Source organism: Thermovenabulum sp., from assembly GCF_049701175.1.
Lineage (GTDB): Bacteria > Bacillota > Thermosediminibacteria > Thermosediminibacterales > Thermosediminibacteraceae > Thermovenabulum.
Genome location: NZ_JBNATW010000019.1, coordinates 12,955 through 27,965 on the forward strand (window position 1 = coordinate 12,955; position 15,011 = coordinate 27,965).

The window sequence follows — 15,011 nt, forward strand, 5'->3', positions numbered from 1 at the left end:
ACGAAAAATATTTTTAACAAAATGAATAAAAACCTATTGACTTTAACATAATGTTTAACTATAATAAAATTAGAACTTAAACGTAGCGTTTAAATTGGAGGTGAATAAAGCATGAGAATTAATGAACGTCTAAAAAAAATAAGAAAGAGCAAAGGAATAACTCAAACATATATTGCCCGAAAAATGGGGAAAACATGCGGATGGTATAGTAATATTGAGAGAGGAAATAGGAAACTTTCTGCTGAAGATGCAAAAAAGATAGCAGATATTTTAGGTGTAGATATAAAAGAAATTTTTTTTGAAAACGAATTAAACGCTACGTTTAATGAACCCGAACAGAAAACCGCATGAAGGGAGGGAGAGGGATGGAGGAGCTATTAAAAGAGATTCTGGCGGAACTCAAAAAAATAAACGATAAATTTGAGACCCGCCAGAAAACGAAGTATCTTGGGGACAGCGAAAATGGGATTAAAAGTAGAGAAGAATTAGAGGAAACTCTTAAAACATGCAATTAACCGAGATGTTTATGTATCCAATCCCATGCATCCTGAGGCAACCATCCTTGATAATCAGCCTTTACTGCAATTATCAGTAAAAAATCAGAAGTATCCATCTTTGGATGTATCCGATCGAAGATTTGCTGTGAAGTTAGATTAGTATCAACCAACCAAGTAGAATCAAGGTAATGCCACCAAGCACCTAAGGATTTGATTTCTTCATAGAGTTTACTATAATCTTGCCCCGGCTTATTTAGGTCGTAAGTGATTAAATAAACCATATGTTCACCTCCTTTCCAAGAAAATTTTACCACTATAGGAAGGAGGTGAGAATAGCCAAACCATACCGCCTAAGGAGGTGAGTGGGATGGAGAGGACACTTGAACAGCGGATAGAGGAATTAGAGAAGAGAGTGGCTGAACTGGAGAGGCAAGCTCCAGAACAGCCGAAAAATTACGAAGTGAAACTTACACTTGATGCGAATGAAATGGCTGAGAAGTTAGCAGAGGCTTTGCAGAAGAACTTTGATATTCCTCTTGAACGACCCAATTTGCTGAAGCCAAAAACTATCGCTTAATTACCTTTAACAGCCTGCGCAACTCTTCTTTTGACTTAGGTTTTTCTGATTCTATATTCGAACATAGGAAAACTGCGATAGATACGGCATCTTTAAGAGTCATATAAGCGGTTTTCATAACAACATCATACATTGCTTCGTCAGAATCCCAGCCTTCCAGTACCAATTTGTTGTAGTGTTCTTGAGCCTTCTTGTAAATGTCTTCCAAAAACGGCTTAAAAATTACTTCATCAAGAAGGTTAATCAACTCTATAAATTCTTGTTCTGTCACTTTTAATAATCCCCCTTCTGAGATAAGGATAATTAAATTATTCCACAGAAGGGAGATAATCCCTGCAAAAAGAGAAAAGAAAAAGGGAGTGAGAGGGATGGAAAGCTTAAAAATCAAGCTGGACATAGACACATTCGAACAACAGCTTGAAGAATTAAAAAAGCAAATAGCAGAGTTTAATAAGACAGACGAAGTAGCAGAAGCGCTAAAAAGCATACTGGCTGACGCACTAAATATTAAAAGAGCGAGTGAAGAATTGCCGTATGTGTTAACAGTTGATGATGTAGCTAAAACATTAAGAATAGGCAAATCTTCAGTATATGAACTTGTTAGCTCTGGCCAAATACCTGCTAAAAAGATAATGGGGCAATATCGTATACCACGGGATGCTTTCATAAAGTGGCTGAGTAATACCGAAAAAAATGAATATAAAGAAAAATTGGCTTATATAGGGAGGCGGTAATTTTGAACATTATAACAGTAATTTCAAATCAAAAGGCAAAAGACTTTGATAGAACTCTTATGAAAATGCAAACGATTATGTCAGAACTCGCTGAAATTGACAGACTAATGAAAGCGGCAGAACAGGCGAAAAAACGTTATCAAGAATTGCAGTCCGAACTTGCAAAAGTATGTAAAGAATATGCAAGCCTATATGAGGAGTAATTCCCCGGCACCGGGCCCTGATGCCTGGGGTGGTGGGAACTTCTAATTAAATTACACCATGGAAAGGAGGTGTGAGCAATGCTCAAAGAGGCAAGGAAGAAGGCGGGGCTGAGCATACAGGAAGCAGCATTCAGGTTACACATAGGAGCTAGGACGCTTCTAAATTACGAAAACGGCTACAGCATAATACCGCCGGATGTCGTGTTGAAAGCCGCGGAAGTGTATAACGAACCTCTACTATGTGCAAAGTACTGTGTCGAAAGTTGCCCAATTGGGCAGGTTTATGCAACACCGGTCGAGATAAGAGATTTAGCCTCATCAGTGCTGAGCTTACTCAAAGAGGAGGCAGACGTCCACAGCATAATGCACAGGCTAGTGGACATAGCACAGGACGGCGAAATTACAGAAGACGAAGTTGAGGAATTTAGGAGAATCTTGCAAGAGCTTATCGAACTGGAACAAAAAATTGAAACCTTAAAACTATGGGCTATAAAAGCCCTGTCGATGGCAATAAAGCCCAAACAAAAAGAAAAAGCGGCTTTAAAAGCCGCATACTAAATCTACCTAACCCTATTCTACTACAGACGGATAGGGTAGTCAATGGAGGGAGAAAAATGAGTGAGGTAAATTGCGCAAGGTGTGGGAGAAAACTAAGAAACCCACACTCAATAGCAAGAAGTTTGGGGCCAGTATGCTATGCAAAATCCGGCGGGGGTGTATTTGATAGAGACCTTAACGCAGACGAGAAAGAATGGGCAAGGAGAGAGCAATTACTTAAAGCTGGAGGAGAAATAGACCTGGGAGTTAACTGGGATTATCCGGACCCTGGAAACCTGATTAGAAGATATACGATGCGTGTAAGTGTTCGATATAAAGACGGAGCTTTCGAAGCCTATGGTCGGATTTTTGCACCGGACGAGAAACCGAAAGAAATAATTTTTGCACGCAGTATTGATCTCAAGACAGTTTATCGGGAGGCAGTAGCAGCAGGGCCGACTTATTCCGCAATAGCTCATCGTGCACGGCAGGAAGCGGGTAAGAGAGCTAAGATGGAATGGCGTAAAAATCAAAGGAGGTTGATGGTTGTATGAGAATAGCAGCATTCACAGGCAAAAACAAAGATTTTAGGCTATATCTCATTGCAATGAAAACATGGGCTCTCTGGGAAAAGGCAGGAGCCCAGAAAGAAAGGAGAAAGAAGAATGTTAAATAAACTTCAAGAGCTCGAGATACAGGAAGCGGAAAGCTTCCTGTATCAGGAGATAGATGAGGAATTAGCAGCAGCGGGATTACTGCCAGACAGGTTTAAGATAACGAACTTAGAACAAGCAAATTGGGCGTTGAGAAAAATTAGAGCATTTAAGGCTAAAGCTAGGGAGATAAACTCCCTGGCTGAGGCCGAAATAGAAAGGATTAAGTCATGGCAGGATAGTGAACTGAAAAAGATAGAGAGTTCTATAAAGTTTTTCGAAATGTTGCTCGAGGAATACCATCGTAGCCGGATTGTCCAGAACCCCAAAGAAAAAACAATAACTACTCCTTATGGGAAAATGCAGATTAAAAAGATCCTACCCAAATGGAATTACGATGATAATAAACTCCTGGAATGGCTCAAAAAGAATAAACCAGAGTTCATAAGGATTAAGGAAGAACCTAACAAGCAAGAACTCAAAAAAGTTCTTAAAGTAGATAATTTAGTGGCAATAGATCCGGACACCGGAGAAGTGGTGGAAGGAATAACAATAGAACCGGAAACCGATAAATTCATCGTGGAGGTTGATTAACATGACGGAGAATAAACTTCAAGTAATAGCACAGGACAATCTAAAACAGGTTAAAAGTCTTTTATCAAATATTAATGTTAAAAAAAGATTTGAAGAAATTTTGGGGCAAAAAGCTCCCGGGTTTATGGCATCAATAATAAATGCGATAAATGCTAATCCTGAATTAAGAAAATGTGAGCCAAATTCGGTCGTATCGTCGGCAATAGTAGCAGCTACCCTTGATTTACCGATAGATCAAAATCTTGGATTCGCATATATCATACCTTATAAAGTGCAGGGGATTTATAAAGCACAGTTCCAAATAGGATATCGCGGATTTATACAGCTTGCAATACGAAGCGGAGTTTATAAAACAATAAATGCAGCAGAAGTTTATGAAGGAGAAATAAAATCAGTTAATAGATTTACTGGCGAGATAGAATTTGAGTTAAATGCTCAAAAAACTAATAAGATTGTAGGTTATGTTGCTTATTTTAAGTTATTAAATGGGTTTGAAAAGTACTATTATATGACAATTGATGAAATAAAAAAGCACGCTCAGAAATACAGCAAAACATATAATTCTAAAAATGGAAGCTGGCAAAATGAGTTTCATGCAATGGCTTTGAAAACAGTTATTAAAATGCTTCTTAAGAAATATGGAGTTCTTTCTGTAGATATGCAAACGGCAATCATGGCAGATCAAGCAGTAATCAATCAAAAGAATGGGAAATTTGAATACGAATATGTAGATAATATGTCCTATGAAAAAGATGAAATTTTTAACAATAAAGATATTGAATTAAATAATGAAGAAATAATTGAAGAAGAAGAAATAGAAGACATCGAGAGTATCGAGAGCAATGAAAATGAATTGAAAGAGTTAAAAGAAGAAGTAAAAGATAAATAAAGGCATAAGAAAAGTAATAAGCATGGGAGTAGCCAAGCGGTAAGGCACGGGACTTTGGCTCCCGGAGCGCAGGTTCGAATCCTGCCTCCCGTGCCAAATTAGAAAGGAGGAAAATAAGCATGTACTCCTATTATGAACCTGAATATTACGAAGATTTGGAAGGCGACGCGGAATATCAAGAAAACATTAACGCAGAAGCAGAATTGAATCAAGAATTAGAAATACAAGCAGGCGATTGGTGTAAGAAATATCAAGATTTCGTTACGCAAGATACCGTAGATAAGTGCAAAAGAGACAAAAGTTTCAATGAGAGAGGTTGTTTCTATTGCGAGTGTAGGAAATATAAAGTTTCTGCAAGATAGAACATCTCCGGCGGGCGGGCTACCCCGGCTCGCTCGCCATGAAAATGCAATGTAAGGGGACATGTTAGGGGGTTATTAAATGCCAAACAGAATTTTAAAAGAAAGTATATGCACAAGCGACACAATTGCACAACTAAGCCCAGAAGAAGAAATTTTCTTTTATAGATTACTCGTAGTATGCGACGACTACGGACGTATGGATGCACGCCCCGCTATATTAAGAGCACGTTGTTTTCCTTTAAAAATTGATCAAGTAACTGAGGAAAAGATATCTGCATGGCTTAAAAAATTAGCCGATGTTGGGCTTATAGAAATATACGTCGTTGAAGATAAACCTTATTTGCAAATAAGAACTTGGGAAAAACACCAGCAAATTAGAGCAAAGAATAGCAAGTACCCATCACCTGATGAGGGCATTAAATCAAATGATATCATATGCAATCATATGAAATCAAATGATAGCATATGTCCCCGAGAATCGATATACGAGAATCGAGAATCGATATACGAAAATAATAATAATATCTCTAGCGAGATATTGTCGTCGAAAACCGACGACGCGCAAACGTCTGAACCCACACTAACACAATCGACAAAAGAAACTCAGGACGTTAGCAATAATCTTCAAAACAAGTTAAAGCTTTCTGATGTAGTCGAGATATACAACTCCATCTGTGTTAGCCTACCTAAGGTTGTTACCATTTCTGAAAAGCGCAAAAAACAGATACGAGCACTGCTTAAGAAAATACGGGACGAAACGGAACTAAGAACAGTGTTCATGAAGGCGGAGGAAAGCGACTTTCTTTCTGGTCGCTCTGGCCGCTGGAACGGGTGCAACTTTGACTGGTTAATCAATTATAACAATTTCATCAAGGTTCTCGAGGGGACCTATGATAATAAAGAAACGGGGGTATATTCTGATGGGCGAAATCCTCAGCATAAGCGAAGTGATGAAAAAAATGCAACAGCCGGCGCATATGAAAAATTCTACGAATGAAGAGGTTGAAAGCGGGCTTGTGGATGACCCGAGGTATCCCCCAGAACCTTGTCCTCACTGCGGACGGCTGTTGAAATATAAAGCATATTCAATATTTGGGAAGTTATTCGGAACACATCTCGAGAGTTGCAATTGCCCTGGAACCATAGCCGAGCGCGAGAGATTTTTACAGGAGCAGCTAGAAAAGCAGCGCGAGGAAGAAAACAGGCGCCGGATGGAAAGAATAGAGCGGCTTTTTTCGCAAAGTAGGTTGGGCAGGAGATTCAGGCAACGGACTTTTGAAACATTCGAGATACGAGACTACAACAAAAAGGCTTTAGAAATTGCATTGGATTACGCGAAAAACTTTGACAATTACAAAGAAAAAGGCGAAGGATTATACATAACAGGCGGATATGGAGTGGGGAAAACGCACCTGGCTGCGGCTATCGCGAACTACCTTATTCAAAATTTGAAGGCCACGGTTATTTTCGGAAATGTTACAACGTTGCTAGGGCGAATCAGATATGCATACAGCGATAGTAGTCAATACGAAGAAGATCAAATCATGAAAGAGCTATATGATGTTGACCTGCTTATTATCGATGACCTTGGCAAAGAGAAACCAACCGAATGGGTAGAGGAGAAGTTATATACAGTCATTAATCAGCGATATGAAGATTATAAGCCCATAGTAGTTACCAGCAATCTTGAACTTGAAGTGATAGAGCAGAGACTGGAAAACTGTGGTGGCGCGATAGTGTCCAGAATTATTGAAATGTGCCGTGGGATAAAGATCGTAGGGTCAGATTTTCGCAAGGAGAAATTATCAGGAGGAAAGTAAGAGGGATGTAGGTGATTGGTTTATGAAAGAGTGTTATATGGTGAATTTAAACATAGGCGATAAGGTCCAAGTTAGTATGAGCAATTGCGGATATGTCTCAATGAGAAAAGAAAAATATGAGGGCGTAATTGAAATGAAGCACCAAAATTACATAACAGTGAATACTGGGAAATATCGGGTAACCGTGAATATGCCAGAAGTGATATGCAGGGAAGTAGAAATAAAAAAATACAGAGAAGGGAGAGGATATGATGTTAAGAAAGATTACGAAACAACAAATATATGAGCTTGAAATTGAAAAATTAAAGAGGGAAATTGAAATTGCGGAAAGACAATTTAATACTGCAGAAGAGCCGTTTATCAGCGCATTTACATATAACTTATTAGCCAAAAAAGAATTATTAAATGCAGTAATAAAAAAAGCGAAAGAAAGTGCTTAGGTGATGCGATATGAATAAAGTGTTTTTGATAGGGCGACTAACAAAAGACCCCGAACTGAGGTACACCCCCGGCAGCGGGGTAGCGGTTGCAACCTTTACGCTGGCAGTTTCGAGGCCCTTTTTGAATCAAAAAGGGGAAAGGGATACCGACTTCATTCCAATAGTAGCATGGAGAAAATTGGGGGAAACGTGTACGAACAACTTAAAAAAAGGACGGTTGATATGCGTGGTTGGAAGATTGCAAGAGCGAAAATACACAGACAAGAACGGCATAAAAAGATGGGTAACGGAGGTAATAGCAGAGGAAGTGCAATTTTTAGACAGGAAGAAAGAAAACATCAGTGAGGCAAATGAAGGAGAATTTACGGAAGAAGATATTGATTTTGACTTCCCAGAAATGGAAGAGGGCATAGATGTGGAGTTTTAGTGGGATGAGAGGAAAATTAAAAAAGAGGGGGAATTATGGTGGACAGAGATAGTCTTATAAAGGCTTTTATGAAAGCAAAAGGGGAAGAAAAAATAAAGATAGCTGCAAAAATATACGTCCTCGATGAAGAGAGAGGAGAAGAGAAAAGTGATAACAATAGGGGAACTTCTGATAGAGAAAGAAAAGATTAAGCAAGCAGAAAAAGAATATCAAAAAAACAAAAATAAAGCATATAAAAAAGATTATTTATCGAGATATGACAAAGAAGAAATTATGATATTGGCTGGCATAGCAGTTACAATGCAAAAATTAATCGAAAAGTGGCTAAAGCAAGGGGAAGACCGGAAAAGAATAAAATATGGGAAAATGACAATGACATACACCTTTAAAACGATAGACACATATCTGGATTATATTAAACTAAAGTGCAAGAGCAATGAAGAACAAGAAAAAGAAAGAGCATTAGAAATAAAAAAGATTGTAAACGAGTTAAAAGCGGGTAGATACGAGGTGGAACTTAATAAAAAATATTAGGCGGGTGAAGAAAAATGACATTAGAGATATTAGAGAGAATAAAAGGCGGGTTATATGGGTTAGCAACAGGAGACGCTTTAGGGGCTACGGTTGAGTTTATGTCGGCAGAGGAAATAAAAAAGAAATACGGTGTTTTAAAGGACATAGTGGGCGGAGGCTGGCTCGGCCTCTGCCCTGGGGAATGGACGGACGATACGGAAATGGCTCTTGCGGTGGCAGAAGGGATTATAATTGATCCAGAGGACCCAATCCCGCATATAGGGGAAAATTTCATAAGGTGGTGGAAGTCAAATCCAAAAGATATAGGGAACACGACAAGAACGGTATTTCAAATTTGGGAGAGAAACAATTTTAGTCACAAAGAATGGCATGTAGCGGCGGCCATAGCAGATACAGTCCTTGGGGGGAAAACGGCGGGAAACGGGGCATTAATGAGAACTCTCCCGGTTGGTATCGCTTACAGCAAATTGAATGATGTGTTTCAAAAATCTATGGATATAGCAAGAATGACACATCACGACGTGAGGGCAGGATTAACGAGTGCGATTTATTCAATTGCGGTTTGGAATATTTTAAACGGGGGGAAAGATAGGTTTATAGCAATAACGGACGCAATAAAACTGGTGCTCGAGCTAACCAATTGGGATTATTTCGAGGAAGTAAAAGAAATACAGATGTATCCGATACGTAAAGACGGGAAGGGGTTAAAACCTACAGGATACACAGTAGACAGTTTCATATGTGCTGCGTGGGCTTTTATAACAGGAGAAAGTTTTGAGGACACGATAATAAAAGCTGTAAATCTCGGTGGCGATGCAGATACAATCGGGGCAATTGCTGGAGGATTAGCCGGAGTCTATTGGGGATATGAAGCAATACCGCAAAGATGGATTGAGAAGTTTACGGAAAGGCAAAAGGCAAGGCTTGATATTACTGCAAAAGAGCTGGCCAGATTAAGATCAGAGGTGGGACGACAATGACTAGTTGGGGGACGAAAATAAATGGCCCGTGGGAAATAAAGATTACCGGAGATGATGAAATATTCATCAGGAGATTGCCCTTATAGATACGATAAGGGCTTTATGGACTGCAAAGAAAATTGCCGTATGAGTTACGAAAAGATGGTAATGTGCTGGATGAAATACTTTGAAAACGAGGGAGCAAAGAAATGAAATCGCATGCAAATCGAGGACGCCTGCTTGAAGATTTAATCATAATGGCAAACAGGCAATATAGGGCCCAAGGCAGGGCAATTATCCACAAAATACCCACAGCGTGGATGCCTCTCAGAGACGGGAGAGGGAGAATCGTAAACGCAAAAGTTGAGGAAAAGGCAGCAGTCGATTTTTTAGGGGCATACAAGGGGCGTCCCATAGCATTTGACGCAAAGCATACATACGAAGAACGGATCAGATGGGACAGGATAGAACCGCATCAAGCAGAGTTTCTAAAGGAATGGCAGCAGACCGGAGGCATAAGTTTTGTTTTATTAGGGTATAGCATGGAGAGGTTCTTCGTTGTCCCTTGGGATTATTGGGAAGAAGGAATGAGGGCATGGGTATACAAAAAAGGAGAAGCGTCTATTTCAATAAATCAAATGAAGCCGGAATGGGAGGTAAAACAAAAATGGGGGGTAGTCCTTGATTATCTGGAAGTGGTAGATAGAGTCTTTGCCATATAAAAGAGAAGGAGGGGAGAGCATGACAAGGAAGGAGATGGAAAGAGAAAAATACTGCCTCTTATCCAAGTGTAAATATTACAAAATATGCGAAGTTAAATGGGGGAAAGAATGTATTAGACATCAGGGGAGCAGAATTCCAAGGATTAGATTCACAAATTATTATGAGGAAAAAAAGTTAGTGGTAACCGGGGCACCGGGTGAAAAGGTAAGGATTAGGGCAAACAAAGGTGATACATTTTTTGGGTAAGGGGTGGATGACTTGATAACGATATACGAATATCTGTGCTATACGAATCCATATGTTATCTTTAAACTCCACAGGGCCGGGTTACTAAAAGAGAATGAGGATGATAAGCACGAAGAAGCAAAAATAATCAAGATAACTCGCAGAGAAATTATACAACTCATGAGGCATGATAAATATAAGAGGATAGGCAGATATATACATCAGATAGGGTGGGCAGGTAAATGAGGCCCCGTCATATCACCATAACGCCACAGATAGTGGACTGGATACTCTACAATATGCCGGCATTCAAAGAAAAAGTGGAAGAGATAGAGCTAAGAACCTCAGCGTCCCTTGTGGTTTTTAGCGGGCAGCCGAATAATGCTGATAGTGCGGTAGAAATAGCAGCAATCGAGAGAGCAGCTATATCGCAAATATTGGATGTCGCAAATCGAGGAATCAGAGCATTACATCCGGAGCAAAGAAAAATTTACAGAATGAAATACAGGGCGAACATGACATATAAGGAGATTGGCAAAAGGCTACACATTAGCGAAGAAACTGTTTACAGGAGAGTCGGTGAAATAAGAGAAATAATATCGCAATATTTACGAAATGTGCCTGAAAGTGTATTTATCAATTTTTTAGAAATTATGAGAAAAAGAGCTTGACTTCCTGTGTTTTTGGCGGCGTAATGTTACCTGCCAAAACCAAAAACACAGGGAGGAGAAAAAATGAAAGATCAATTTTTTGGGGTAGAAATAGAATTAACAGGAATATCAAGAAAACAAGCAGCGGAAGTGATAGCGGAATATTTTGGGCAACAGGTAACCCACGAAGGCGGGACATACGACAAATATATAGTATTGGACAACAAATGGAGAAAATGGCAGGTTGTAAGGGACAGCAGCATTGATGCACGGTTTAGCAACGGAGCAATGGCGCCGGATACATATAAGGTCGAGATCGTCACGCCAGTGTGTGAATACAGCGACATAGAGACGATACAGGAGATAGTCAGGAAGTTAAGAGAAGCAGGGGCCATAGCAAACAGTAGCTGCGGAATACATATACACGTTGACGCATCAAAACATAATGAAAAAACCCTAAAAAATATAGTCAACATAATATATAGCAAAGAGGATCTAATATACAAAGCGTTAGGTGTTCCAAAAACGAGAGAAGAAAAATACTGCAGGAAGGTTGAAACGTACTTGATAGAGGTGTTGAACAGCCACAAAATAAAAGATATGCAGGAATTTGAGAAGGTATGGTATAAAGGAGAGAACGGGAGGAATATACATTACCATCCAAGCAGGTATCACGGATTAAATCTACATTCGGTTTTTTATAGAGGCACGGTAGAGTTTAGATTTTTCAACGGGACAACGCATGCAGGAAAAATAAAGGCATATATACAGTTTTGTCTCGCCATTAGTCATCAAGCACTAACGCAGAAATGTGCAAAACCAAAAAGGACGGTCACGGATAACGAAAAATATACCTTTAGGACGTGGCTTTTAAGATTAGGTTTAATAGGAGACGAATTTAAGACGGCAAGAACGCACTTGCTCGCAAACCTGAAAGGCAATTCAGCATGGAGGTATGCGGCGGCGTAAAAGGGGCGGTTTAAGACACCGCCCCACAATAAAAAAGAGGGGGTAAAGGAAATGTTAAAGTGGGAATTAGAAGAAAGAATTAGAGAGGCAGAAGAATTATGGGTGGCGGATTTTATCGATTCGGATGAGAGAATGAAGATTCTGAAAGGATATAAATTACAGAAGACGTATTGGTTTGGGAAATACAGGGACATCACATTGAATGTTTGGACGAGAGGGAAAAATAAATTTTTTGAGGTTGTCAATTGTAGCACGGGGGCCACGAAATGTATCACAAAAAGTTACCCGGAAGCGTATGGAATAGCAAGGCAGTTGGCGGGCAGAAATGGAACATTATACAAATTATTGGGGGGATGAAAATGAAGGTTTTTATAGGACCAGATGTTTTTACAGGGAATAGTGCAAAAGAAATAGTCGAGGCAATGAGGCAAAAAGCGTTTTTTTATACAACTTCTTTGGATGAATATATGGAAGCTGTGGCGGATAATTTAGGCAAGGTTTTTACAAAAGAAAGTTTGGAAGCAGAAGGGAAAACAATCGAAGAAAGGTGCGAAAACTTCTTAAAGAAACTGCAAAGTATGGGATTTTTAACGATAGAGGAGGGGATATAATGCCAAGGATATATCTGGCATATGGCAGCAATATGAATATTAAGCAGATGGCAAGGAGGTGCCCTACTGCAAAACTTATCGGACCGGCAATATTGGAAAATTACAGATTGGAATTCAGGGGCATGAACGGGAATGCGGTGGCTACTATTACACCGGAGCAAGGGAGTATTGTCCCGGCTGTGCTTTGGGATCTGACGCCAGAGGATGAAAGGGCCCTTGATCGATATGAAGGATATCCGTTTCTATACCATAAGCAAGACGTGGTGGCAAAATACAAAGATGGATATATCAAAGCGTTTGTATATAAAATGAACCCCGGGAGGGAGTGGGGAACGCCAAGCAGGGAATATTACAACACAATAAAACAGGGATACAAAACGGCAGGGCATGATATAGAAATATTAAATGCGGCATTAGAGTATGCAAAAAAATTTACAAGAGAAAAAACGAAGAAACACATTCCAGTCCTTTTAGATTTTTAAAAAATGTCGATTTTATGTCTACCATTTTGACGGCTTATATGCTATAATTTTGTATCAGGAGAAGTAGGTAAAAACGGCATAAGAGGGCAAAAGAGAAAGCACAAGAAAGTGCTTTCTCTTTTTTTATGCAGGAGGGCAGGTATGAGAAAAGTATTCATATCGCATCCGTATAAAGATGACCCTGAAGGAAATAAGAAAAAGGTCGACAAGATATGCCGAGGGTTAACTGGTGTTTTACCGATAAGTCCTTTGCATTTATTCTCTTTTATGGATAGCGATAACAACAGAGAAGAAATAATGGAAGTGTGCTACAAACTGATAGACATATGCGACGAAGTATGGGTTTATGGGGATAGTGAAGGTTGCAGAAAAGAAGCAGAATACGCTAAAAAGACAGGGAAAACAGTTGTATATATTATTTCATGAGAAGACAAGGGCGGCTTTCGTTTTTACGGCGGCCCACACGGGCGGGTATGGAACACCCCAGCATTGCAGGGCCAGGGGCGGGGGCCGGGGGTGAAATTTTTCGACAATGGAAGGAATAACCCCTTTTATTAGCGAAAAGATATCATAAAAAGAAAAAAAAGGGGGCGTATGATGAAGAGAATATTGATATTATTAATTATCAGCAGTGTATTATTATTTGCAGCATGCGGTTCTAAAACAATCGAAAAGGAATTTACAAATCCAGAATTAGATCAAGAGTTATCGCAAGGTGGCCAATTAGATTACACTACATACAAAGAGATTACAGAGAATGGGGGAAAAAGATTAGAAGTAGATATAGCTTTTACTTCACTAAATTACAATGATGTACTTAGGGTTGGCACAGTAGAAGCAATAATAAATTTAGTAGAACGTGAATTTGCTCCAGAATATAACAATATAAAGTTAACAATAATACTAGAAAATCCCAAATACACTTTTGTGGAATATCAATATAGTAATGGGGAATGGGAAAGGAAACGTTAGGGCCTAATAAATAGGCTCTTTTTTATTTGGAGTGATTACAATGCCACAGAGAACGTTAAGACCATGTAGAAAGGCTGGGTGTCCAAATCTTACGAGGGATAAAACAGGCTATTGTGAACTTCACAAACGAGAATATTTAGATTATTTGAAGCGTTTGAAAATAGAAAGAGATAAGCGATATGATGAGCAAGTTAGAAAAACAAGAGATAAAAAGTACTGGGAGTTTTACAAAAGCGACGAATGGGGAAGGGTGAAAACACAAGCTTTGGTTAGAGACAAAGGATTGTGCCAATGGTGTTTGCGAAAAGGGATAATTAGGAATGCTGACGTTGTTCATCATATTGTGCCACTTAAAGAAGACTGGAGCAAACGTTTTGATTTGGATAATCTTGTTAGTATTTGCCATGAATGCCACAACAAACACCACAACAAGGGGTAGGGGAATGTCAAAAATTTCAAGCCCGCTAAAGGGGACCGGCGGCGGGCAGCTCCGTGCGCACAAAGTTCCCTTTATTTCGCAAAAGGGGTGCGGCTTGAAGGCGCACGAGGTTCTGGACTGAAAAGAAGGCCAAGAAGTCTTTGAAAGTAGGTGCGGGTTGAAGCTGAACAGGGTTGCCGTTGGTCGGAAGAGAGGTGTTGCGAATGGGAAGGAAAGCGAAACCAATCAAATTACATTTATTGGAAGGCAGGAAGCATTTGACAAAAGCAGAGATAGAACAAAGGTTAGCAGGAGAACAAAAATTTGCTATAGGCTATGACAAGATAAAACCACCAAAGTGGCTGGATAATATAGCAAAAAAGGAATTCAAGCGGATTGTCAAAGAGATGGAACAAACAGGGATATTGACGAACATTGACGTTGATATGCTGGCTCTTTATTGCGATGCTTATTCGCAATACATTCAATGTTGCGAAGTGATTAGACAAGAGGGTTTGATGGTGGAATACACAAACAAGGCAGCAGAAACAAATAAAGTGCCGCATCCTCTTTTGAGCAAAAAGAAACAGTTGTTTGAACAGATGAAAGCTATTGCATCTGAGTTTGGGCTAACACCAAGCGCAAGGGCGAGGATTGCGATACCTAAGCAGGAGAAGAAAGAGGAAACGAAGTTTGATAAGCTTTTTGGCAATGTGTAAAGCAAGGATGATGAAC

Annotated in this window: 33 protein-coding genes and 1 tRNA gene; 32 read left to right on the forward strand and 2 right to left on the reverse strand. The window is 39.5% G+C overall.

Annotation, left to right across the window (positions count from 1 at the left end; genetic code table 11):
* Window positions 1–111: 111 nt before the first annotated feature.
* Window positions 112–351 (forward strand): helix-turn-helix transcriptional regulator, encoded by a 240-nt coding sequence (locus ACPLVF_RS07605; protein ID WP_424907230.1) that lies wholly within the window; start codon window positions 112–114, stop codon window positions 349–351.
* Window positions 352–365: 14 nt separating this feature from the next.
* Window positions 366–515 carry a hypothetical protein gene (locus ACPLVF_RS07610; protein WP_424907231.1) on the forward strand — a complete coding sequence of 50 codons (150 nt, stop codon included), beginning with the start codon at window positions 366–368 and terminating at the stop codon, window positions 513–515.
* Here the strand turns inward: ACPLVF_RS07610 and ACPLVF_RS07615 are convergent.
* On the reverse strand, window positions 512–778 hold the full coding sequence (locus ACPLVF_RS07615) for a hypothetical protein (RefSeq protein ID WP_424907232.1): 267 nt from the start codon (window positions 776–778) through the stop codon (window positions 512–514). The genes ACPLVF_RS07610 and ACPLVF_RS07615 overlap by 4 nt on opposite strands.
* Before the next feature lie 86 nt (window positions 779–864).
* Between ACPLVF_RS07615 and ACPLVF_RS07620 the strand changes: the two genes are divergently transcribed.
* The gene (locus ACPLVF_RS07620; protein ID WP_424907233.1) at window positions 865–1,074 is read left to right on the forward strand and encodes a hypothetical protein; all 210 of its coding nucleotides are present in this window, start codon (window positions 865–867) and stop codon (window positions 1,072–1,074) included.
* On the opposite strand, the gene ACPLVF_RS07625 is transcribed toward ACPLVF_RS07620, so the two are convergent.
* Window positions 1,064–1,345, reverse strand: coding sequence for a hypothetical protein (locus ACPLVF_RS07625; protein ID WP_424907234.1), 282 nt, complete (start codon window positions 1,343–1,345; stop codon window positions 1,064–1,066). The two genes, ACPLVF_RS07620 and ACPLVF_RS07625, sit on opposite strands and share 11 nt — an antisense overlap.
* A 97-nt stretch (window positions 1,346–1,442) precedes the next feature.
* Between ACPLVF_RS07625 and ACPLVF_RS07630 the strand changes: the two genes are divergently transcribed.
* From ACPLVF_RS07630 to ACPLVF_RS07770, 29 genes are all read left to right on the forward strand, one after another.
* A complete protein-coding gene (locus ACPLVF_RS07630; RefSeq protein WP_424907235.1) occupies window positions 1,443–1,808 on the forward strand; it encodes a helix-turn-helix domain-containing protein in 366 nt (121 codons plus the stop codon).
* Window positions 1,809–1,810: 2 nt separating this feature from the next.
* Window positions 1,811–2,011, forward strand: a complete 201-nt coding sequence (locus tag ACPLVF_RS07635; protein ID WP_424907236.1) for a hypothetical protein — start codon at window positions 1,811–1,813, stop codon at window positions 2,009–2,011.
* 78 nt (window positions 2,012–2,089) lie between these two features.
* Window positions 2,090–2,569 carry a helix-turn-helix domain-containing protein gene (locus ACPLVF_RS07640; RefSeq protein WP_424907237.1) on the forward strand — a complete coding sequence of 160 codons (480 nt, stop codon included), beginning with the start codon at window positions 2,090–2,092 and terminating at the stop codon, window positions 2,567–2,569.
* A complete protein-coding gene (locus ACPLVF_RS07645) occupies window positions 2,494–3,102 on the forward strand; it encodes a DUF6011 domain-containing protein (protein ID WP_424907238.1) in 609 nt (202 codons plus the stop codon). The genes ACPLVF_RS07640 and ACPLVF_RS07645 overlap by 76 nt, the downstream gene beginning before the upstream one ends.
* Window positions 3,099–3,224: a hypothetical protein gene (locus ACPLVF_RS07650; RefSeq protein WP_424907239.1), complete on the forward strand. Its 126-nt coding sequence runs from the start codon at window positions 3,099–3,101 to the stop codon at window positions 3,222–3,224. The genes ACPLVF_RS07645 and ACPLVF_RS07650 overlap by 4 nt, the downstream gene beginning before the upstream one ends.
* Complete coding sequence (locus ACPLVF_RS07655) at window positions 3,214–3,795, forward strand: host-nuclease inhibitor Gam family protein (RefSeq protein ID WP_424907240.1); 582 nt, start codon at window positions 3,214–3,216, stop codon at window positions 3,793–3,795. The genes ACPLVF_RS07650 and ACPLVF_RS07655 overlap by 11 nt, the downstream gene beginning before the upstream one ends.
* A gap of 1 nt (window position 3,796) precedes the next feature.
* On the forward strand, window positions 3,797–4,684 hold the full coding sequence (locus ACPLVF_RS07660; RefSeq protein WP_424907241.1) for a recombinase RecT: 888 nt from the start codon (window positions 3,797–3,799) through the stop codon (window positions 4,682–4,684).
* A 22-nt stretch (window positions 4,685–4,706) separates the two neighbouring features.
* Window positions 4,707–4,780, forward strand: a tRNA-Gln gene (locus ACPLVF_RS07665).
* Between the two features lie 23 nt (window positions 4,781–4,803).
* Window positions 4,804–5,046 carry a hypothetical protein gene (locus ACPLVF_RS07670; protein WP_424907242.1) on the forward strand — a complete coding sequence of 81 codons (243 nt, stop codon included), beginning with the start codon at window positions 4,804–4,806 and terminating at the stop codon, window positions 5,044–5,046.
* 79 nt (window positions 5,047–5,125) lie between these two features.
* Window positions 5,126–6,043, forward strand: a complete 918-nt coding sequence (locus ACPLVF_RS07675; RefSeq protein ID WP_424907243.1) for a hypothetical protein — start codon at window positions 5,126–5,128, stop codon at window positions 6,041–6,043.
* Window positions 5,937–6,866: an ATP-binding protein gene (locus ACPLVF_RS07680; protein ID WP_424907244.1), complete on the forward strand. Its 930-nt coding sequence runs from the start codon at window positions 5,937–5,939 to the stop codon at window positions 6,864–6,866. The genes ACPLVF_RS07675 and ACPLVF_RS07680 overlap by 107 nt, the downstream gene beginning before the upstream one ends.
* Before the next feature lie 22 nt (window positions 6,867–6,888).
* Window positions 6,889–7,152, forward strand: a complete 264-nt coding sequence (locus ACPLVF_RS07685) for a hypothetical protein (protein WP_424907245.1) — start codon at window positions 6,889–6,891, stop codon at window positions 7,150–7,152.
* Complete coding sequence (locus ACPLVF_RS07690) at window positions 7,115–7,306, forward strand: hypothetical protein (protein WP_424907246.1); 192 nt, start codon at window positions 7,115–7,117, stop codon at window positions 7,304–7,306. The genes ACPLVF_RS07685 and ACPLVF_RS07690 overlap by 38 nt, the downstream gene beginning before the upstream one ends.
* 10 nt (window positions 7,307–7,316) lie before the next feature.
* A complete protein-coding gene (locus tag ACPLVF_RS07695) occupies window positions 7,317–7,733 on the forward strand; it encodes a single-stranded DNA-binding protein (protein ID WP_424907247.1) in 417 nt (138 codons plus the stop codon).
* A 35-nt stretch (window positions 7,734–7,768) separates the two neighbouring features.
* Window positions 7,769–7,924, forward strand: a complete 156-nt coding sequence (locus tag ACPLVF_RS07700; protein WP_424907248.1) for a hypothetical protein — start codon at window positions 7,769–7,771, stop codon at window positions 7,922–7,924.
* On the forward strand, window positions 7,881–8,267 hold the full coding sequence (locus tag ACPLVF_RS07705; protein ID WP_424907249.1) for a hypothetical protein: 387 nt from the start codon (window positions 7,881–7,883) through the stop codon (window positions 8,265–8,267). The genes ACPLVF_RS07700 and ACPLVF_RS07705 overlap by 44 nt, the downstream gene beginning before the upstream one ends.
* Before the next feature lie 14 nt (window positions 8,268–8,281).
* Window positions 8,282–9,247 carry an ADP-ribosylglycohydrolase family protein gene (locus ACPLVF_RS07710; protein WP_424907250.1) on the forward strand — a complete coding sequence of 322 codons (966 nt, stop codon included), beginning with the start codon at window positions 8,282–8,284 and terminating at the stop codon, window positions 9,245–9,247.
* Window positions 9,248–9,435: 188 nt separating this feature from the next.
* Window positions 9,436–9,948, forward strand: a complete 513-nt coding sequence (locus ACPLVF_RS07715) for a Holliday junction resolvase RecU (RefSeq protein WP_424907251.1) — start codon at window positions 9,436–9,438, stop codon at window positions 9,946–9,948.
* Window positions 9,949–9,967: 19 nt separating this feature from the next.
* Window positions 9,968–10,195: a hypothetical protein gene (locus tag ACPLVF_RS07720; protein ID WP_424907252.1), complete on the forward strand. Its 228-nt coding sequence runs from the start codon at window positions 9,968–9,970 to the stop codon at window positions 10,193–10,195.
* 12 nt (window positions 10,196–10,207) lie between these two features.
* Complete coding sequence (locus ACPLVF_RS07725; RefSeq protein ID WP_424907253.1) at window positions 10,208–10,420, forward strand: hypothetical protein; 213 nt, start codon at window positions 10,208–10,210, stop codon at window positions 10,418–10,420.
* Window positions 10,417–10,845, forward strand: coding sequence for a sigma-70 family RNA polymerase sigma factor (locus ACPLVF_RS07730; RefSeq protein WP_424907254.1), 429 nt, complete (start codon window positions 10,417–10,419; stop codon window positions 10,843–10,845). Before ACPLVF_RS07725 ends, ACPLVF_RS07730 begins: the two co-directional genes overlap by 4 nt.
* 63 nt (window positions 10,846–10,908) lie before the next feature.
* On the forward strand, window positions 10,909–11,793 hold the full coding sequence (locus ACPLVF_RS07735) for an amidoligase family protein (protein WP_424907255.1): 885 nt from the start codon (window positions 10,909–10,911) through the stop codon (window positions 11,791–11,793).
* 51 nt (window positions 11,794–11,844) lie between these two features.
* The gene (locus tag ACPLVF_RS07740; RefSeq protein WP_424907256.1) at window positions 11,845–12,150 is read left to right on the forward strand and encodes a hypothetical protein; all 306 of its coding nucleotides are present in this window, start codon (window positions 11,845–11,847) and stop codon (window positions 12,148–12,150) included.
* A 2-nt stretch (window positions 12,151–12,152) separates the two neighbouring features.
* The gene (locus tag ACPLVF_RS07745) at window positions 12,153–12,404 is read left to right on the forward strand and encodes a hypothetical protein (RefSeq protein WP_424907257.1); all 252 of its coding nucleotides are present in this window, start codon (window positions 12,153–12,155) and stop codon (window positions 12,402–12,404) included.
* Window positions 12,404–12,886, forward strand: coding sequence for a gamma-glutamylcyclotransferase family protein (locus ACPLVF_RS07750; RefSeq protein ID WP_424907258.1), 483 nt, complete (start codon window positions 12,404–12,406; stop codon window positions 12,884–12,886). Before ACPLVF_RS07745 ends, ACPLVF_RS07750 begins: the two co-directional genes overlap by 1 nt.
* 141 nt (window positions 12,887–13,027) lie before the next feature.
* Window positions 13,028–13,312, forward strand: a complete 285-nt coding sequence (locus tag ACPLVF_RS07755) for a DUF4406 domain-containing protein (RefSeq protein ID WP_424907259.1) — start codon at window positions 13,028–13,030, stop codon at window positions 13,310–13,312.
* A gap of 171 nt (window positions 13,313–13,483) precedes the next feature.
* Window positions 13,484–13,858: a hypothetical protein gene (locus ACPLVF_RS07760; RefSeq protein WP_424907260.1), complete on the forward strand. Its 375-nt coding sequence runs from the start codon at window positions 13,484–13,486 to the stop codon at window positions 13,856–13,858.
* A 40-nt stretch (window positions 13,859–13,898) separates the two neighbouring features.
* Complete coding sequence (locus ACPLVF_RS07765) at window positions 13,899–14,297, forward strand: HNH endonuclease (RefSeq protein WP_424907261.1); 399 nt, start codon at window positions 13,899–13,901, stop codon at window positions 14,295–14,297.
* A gap of 203 nt (window positions 14,298–14,500) precedes the next feature.
* Entirely contained in the window at window positions 14,501–14,995 is a 495-nt protein-coding gene (locus tag ACPLVF_RS07770; protein WP_424907262.1) for a phage terminase small subunit P27 family, read from the forward strand.
* The last annotated feature ends 16 nt before the right edge of the window (window positions 14,996–15,011 follow it).

Excerpts from the sequence above, each read along its gene's own strand:
- ACPLVF_RS07605 (WP_424907230.1), top strand. The coding sequence starts at position 112 with ATGAGAATTAATGAACGTCTAAAAAAAATAAGAAAGAGCAAAGGAATA.
- ACPLVF_RS07610 (WP_424907231.1), top strand. The coding sequence starts at position 366 with ATGGAGGAGCTATTAAAAGAGATTCTGGCGGAACTCAAAAAAATAAAC.
- ACPLVF_RS07615 (WP_424907232.1), bottom strand. The coding sequence starts at position 778 with ATGGTTTATTTAATCACTTACGACCTAAATAAGCCGGGGCAAGATTAT.
- ACPLVF_RS07620 (WP_424907233.1), top strand. The coding sequence starts at position 865 with ATGGAGAGGACACTTGAACAGCGGATAGAGGAATTAGAGAAGAGAGTG.
- ACPLVF_RS07630 (WP_424907235.1), top strand. The coding sequence starts at position 1,443 with ATGGAAAGCTTAAAAATCAAGCTGGACATAGACACATTCGAACAACAG.
- ACPLVF_RS07640 (WP_424907237.1), top strand. The coding sequence starts at position 2,090 with ATGCTCAAAGAGGCAAGGAAGAAGGCGGGGCTGAGCATACAGGAAGCA.
- ACPLVF_RS07645 (WP_424907238.1), top strand. The coding sequence starts at position 2,494 with ATGGGCTATAAAAGCCCTGTCGATGGCAATAAAGCCCAAACAAAAAGA.
- ACPLVF_RS07650 (WP_424907239.1), top strand. The coding sequence starts at position 3,099 with ATGAGAATAGCAGCATTCACAGGCAAAAACAAAGATTTTAGGCTATAT.
- ACPLVF_RS07655 (WP_424907240.1), top strand. The coding sequence starts at position 3,214 with ATGTTAAATAAACTTCAAGAGCTCGAGATACAGGAAGCGGAAAGCTTC.
- ACPLVF_RS07660 (WP_424907241.1), top strand. The coding sequence starts at position 3,797 with ATGACGGAGAATAAACTTCAAGTAATAGCACAGGACAATCTAAAACAG.
- ACPLVF_RS07670 (WP_424907242.1), top strand. The coding sequence starts at position 4,804 with ATGTACTCCTATTATGAACCTGAATATTACGAAGATTTGGAAGGCGAC.
- ACPLVF_RS07675 (WP_424907243.1), top strand. The coding sequence starts at position 5,126 with ATGCCAAACAGAATTTTAAAAGAAAGTATATGCACAAGCGACACAATT.
- ACPLVF_RS07680 (WP_424907244.1), top strand. The coding sequence starts at position 5,937 with ATGATAATAAAGAAACGGGGGTATATTCTGATGGGCGAAATCCTCAGC.
- ACPLVF_RS07685 (WP_424907245.1), top strand. The coding sequence starts at position 6,889 with ATGAAAGAGTGTTATATGGTGAATTTAAACATAGGCGATAAGGTCCAA.
- ACPLVF_RS07690 (WP_424907246.1), top strand. The coding sequence starts at position 7,115 with ATGATGTTAAGAAAGATTACGAAACAACAAATATATGAGCTTGAAATT.
- ACPLVF_RS07695 (WP_424907247.1), top strand. The coding sequence starts at position 7,317 with ATGAATAAAGTGTTTTTGATAGGGCGACTAACAAAAGACCCCGAACTG.
- ACPLVF_RS07700 (WP_424907248.1), top strand. The coding sequence starts at position 7,769 with ATGGTGGACAGAGATAGTCTTATAAAGGCTTTTATGAAAGCAAAAGGG.
- ACPLVF_RS07710 (WP_424907250.1), top strand. The coding sequence starts at position 8,282 with ATGACATTAGAGATATTAGAGAGAATAAAAGGCGGGTTATATGGGTTA.
- ACPLVF_RS07715 (WP_424907251.1), top strand. The coding sequence starts at position 9,436 with ATGAAATCGCATGCAAATCGAGGACGCCTGCTTGAAGATTTAATCATA.
- ACPLVF_RS07720 (WP_424907252.1), top strand. The coding sequence starts at position 9,968 with ATGACAAGGAAGGAGATGGAAAGAGAAAAATACTGCCTCTTATCCAAG.
- ACPLVF_RS07730 (WP_424907254.1), top strand. The coding sequence starts at position 10,417 with ATGAGGCCCCGTCATATCACCATAACGCCACAGATAGTGGACTGGATA.
- ACPLVF_RS07735 (WP_424907255.1), top strand. The coding sequence starts at position 10,909 with ATGAAAGATCAATTTTTTGGGGTAGAAATAGAATTAACAGGAATATCA.
- ACPLVF_RS07740 (WP_424907256.1), top strand. The coding sequence starts at position 11,845 with ATGTTAAAGTGGGAATTAGAAGAAAGAATTAGAGAGGCAGAAGAATTA.
- ACPLVF_RS07745 (WP_424907257.1), top strand. The coding sequence starts at position 12,153 with ATGAAGGTTTTTATAGGACCAGATGTTTTTACAGGGAATAGTGCAAAA.
- ACPLVF_RS07750 (WP_424907258.1), top strand. The coding sequence starts at position 12,404 with ATGCCAAGGATATATCTGGCATATGGCAGCAATATGAATATTAAGCAG.
- ACPLVF_RS07755 (WP_424907259.1), top strand. The coding sequence starts at position 13,028 with ATGAGAAAAGTATTCATATCGCATCCGTATAAAGATGACCCTGAAGGA.
- ACPLVF_RS07760 (WP_424907260.1), top strand. The coding sequence starts at position 13,484 with ATGAAGAGAATATTGATATTATTAATTATCAGCAGTGTATTATTATTT.
- ACPLVF_RS07765 (WP_424907261.1), top strand. The coding sequence starts at position 13,899 with ATGCCACAGAGAACGTTAAGACCATGTAGAAAGGCTGGGTGTCCAAAT.
- ACPLVF_RS07770 (WP_424907262.1), top strand. The coding sequence starts at position 14,501 with ATGGGAAGGAAAGCGAAACCAATCAAATTACATTTATTGGAAGGCAGG.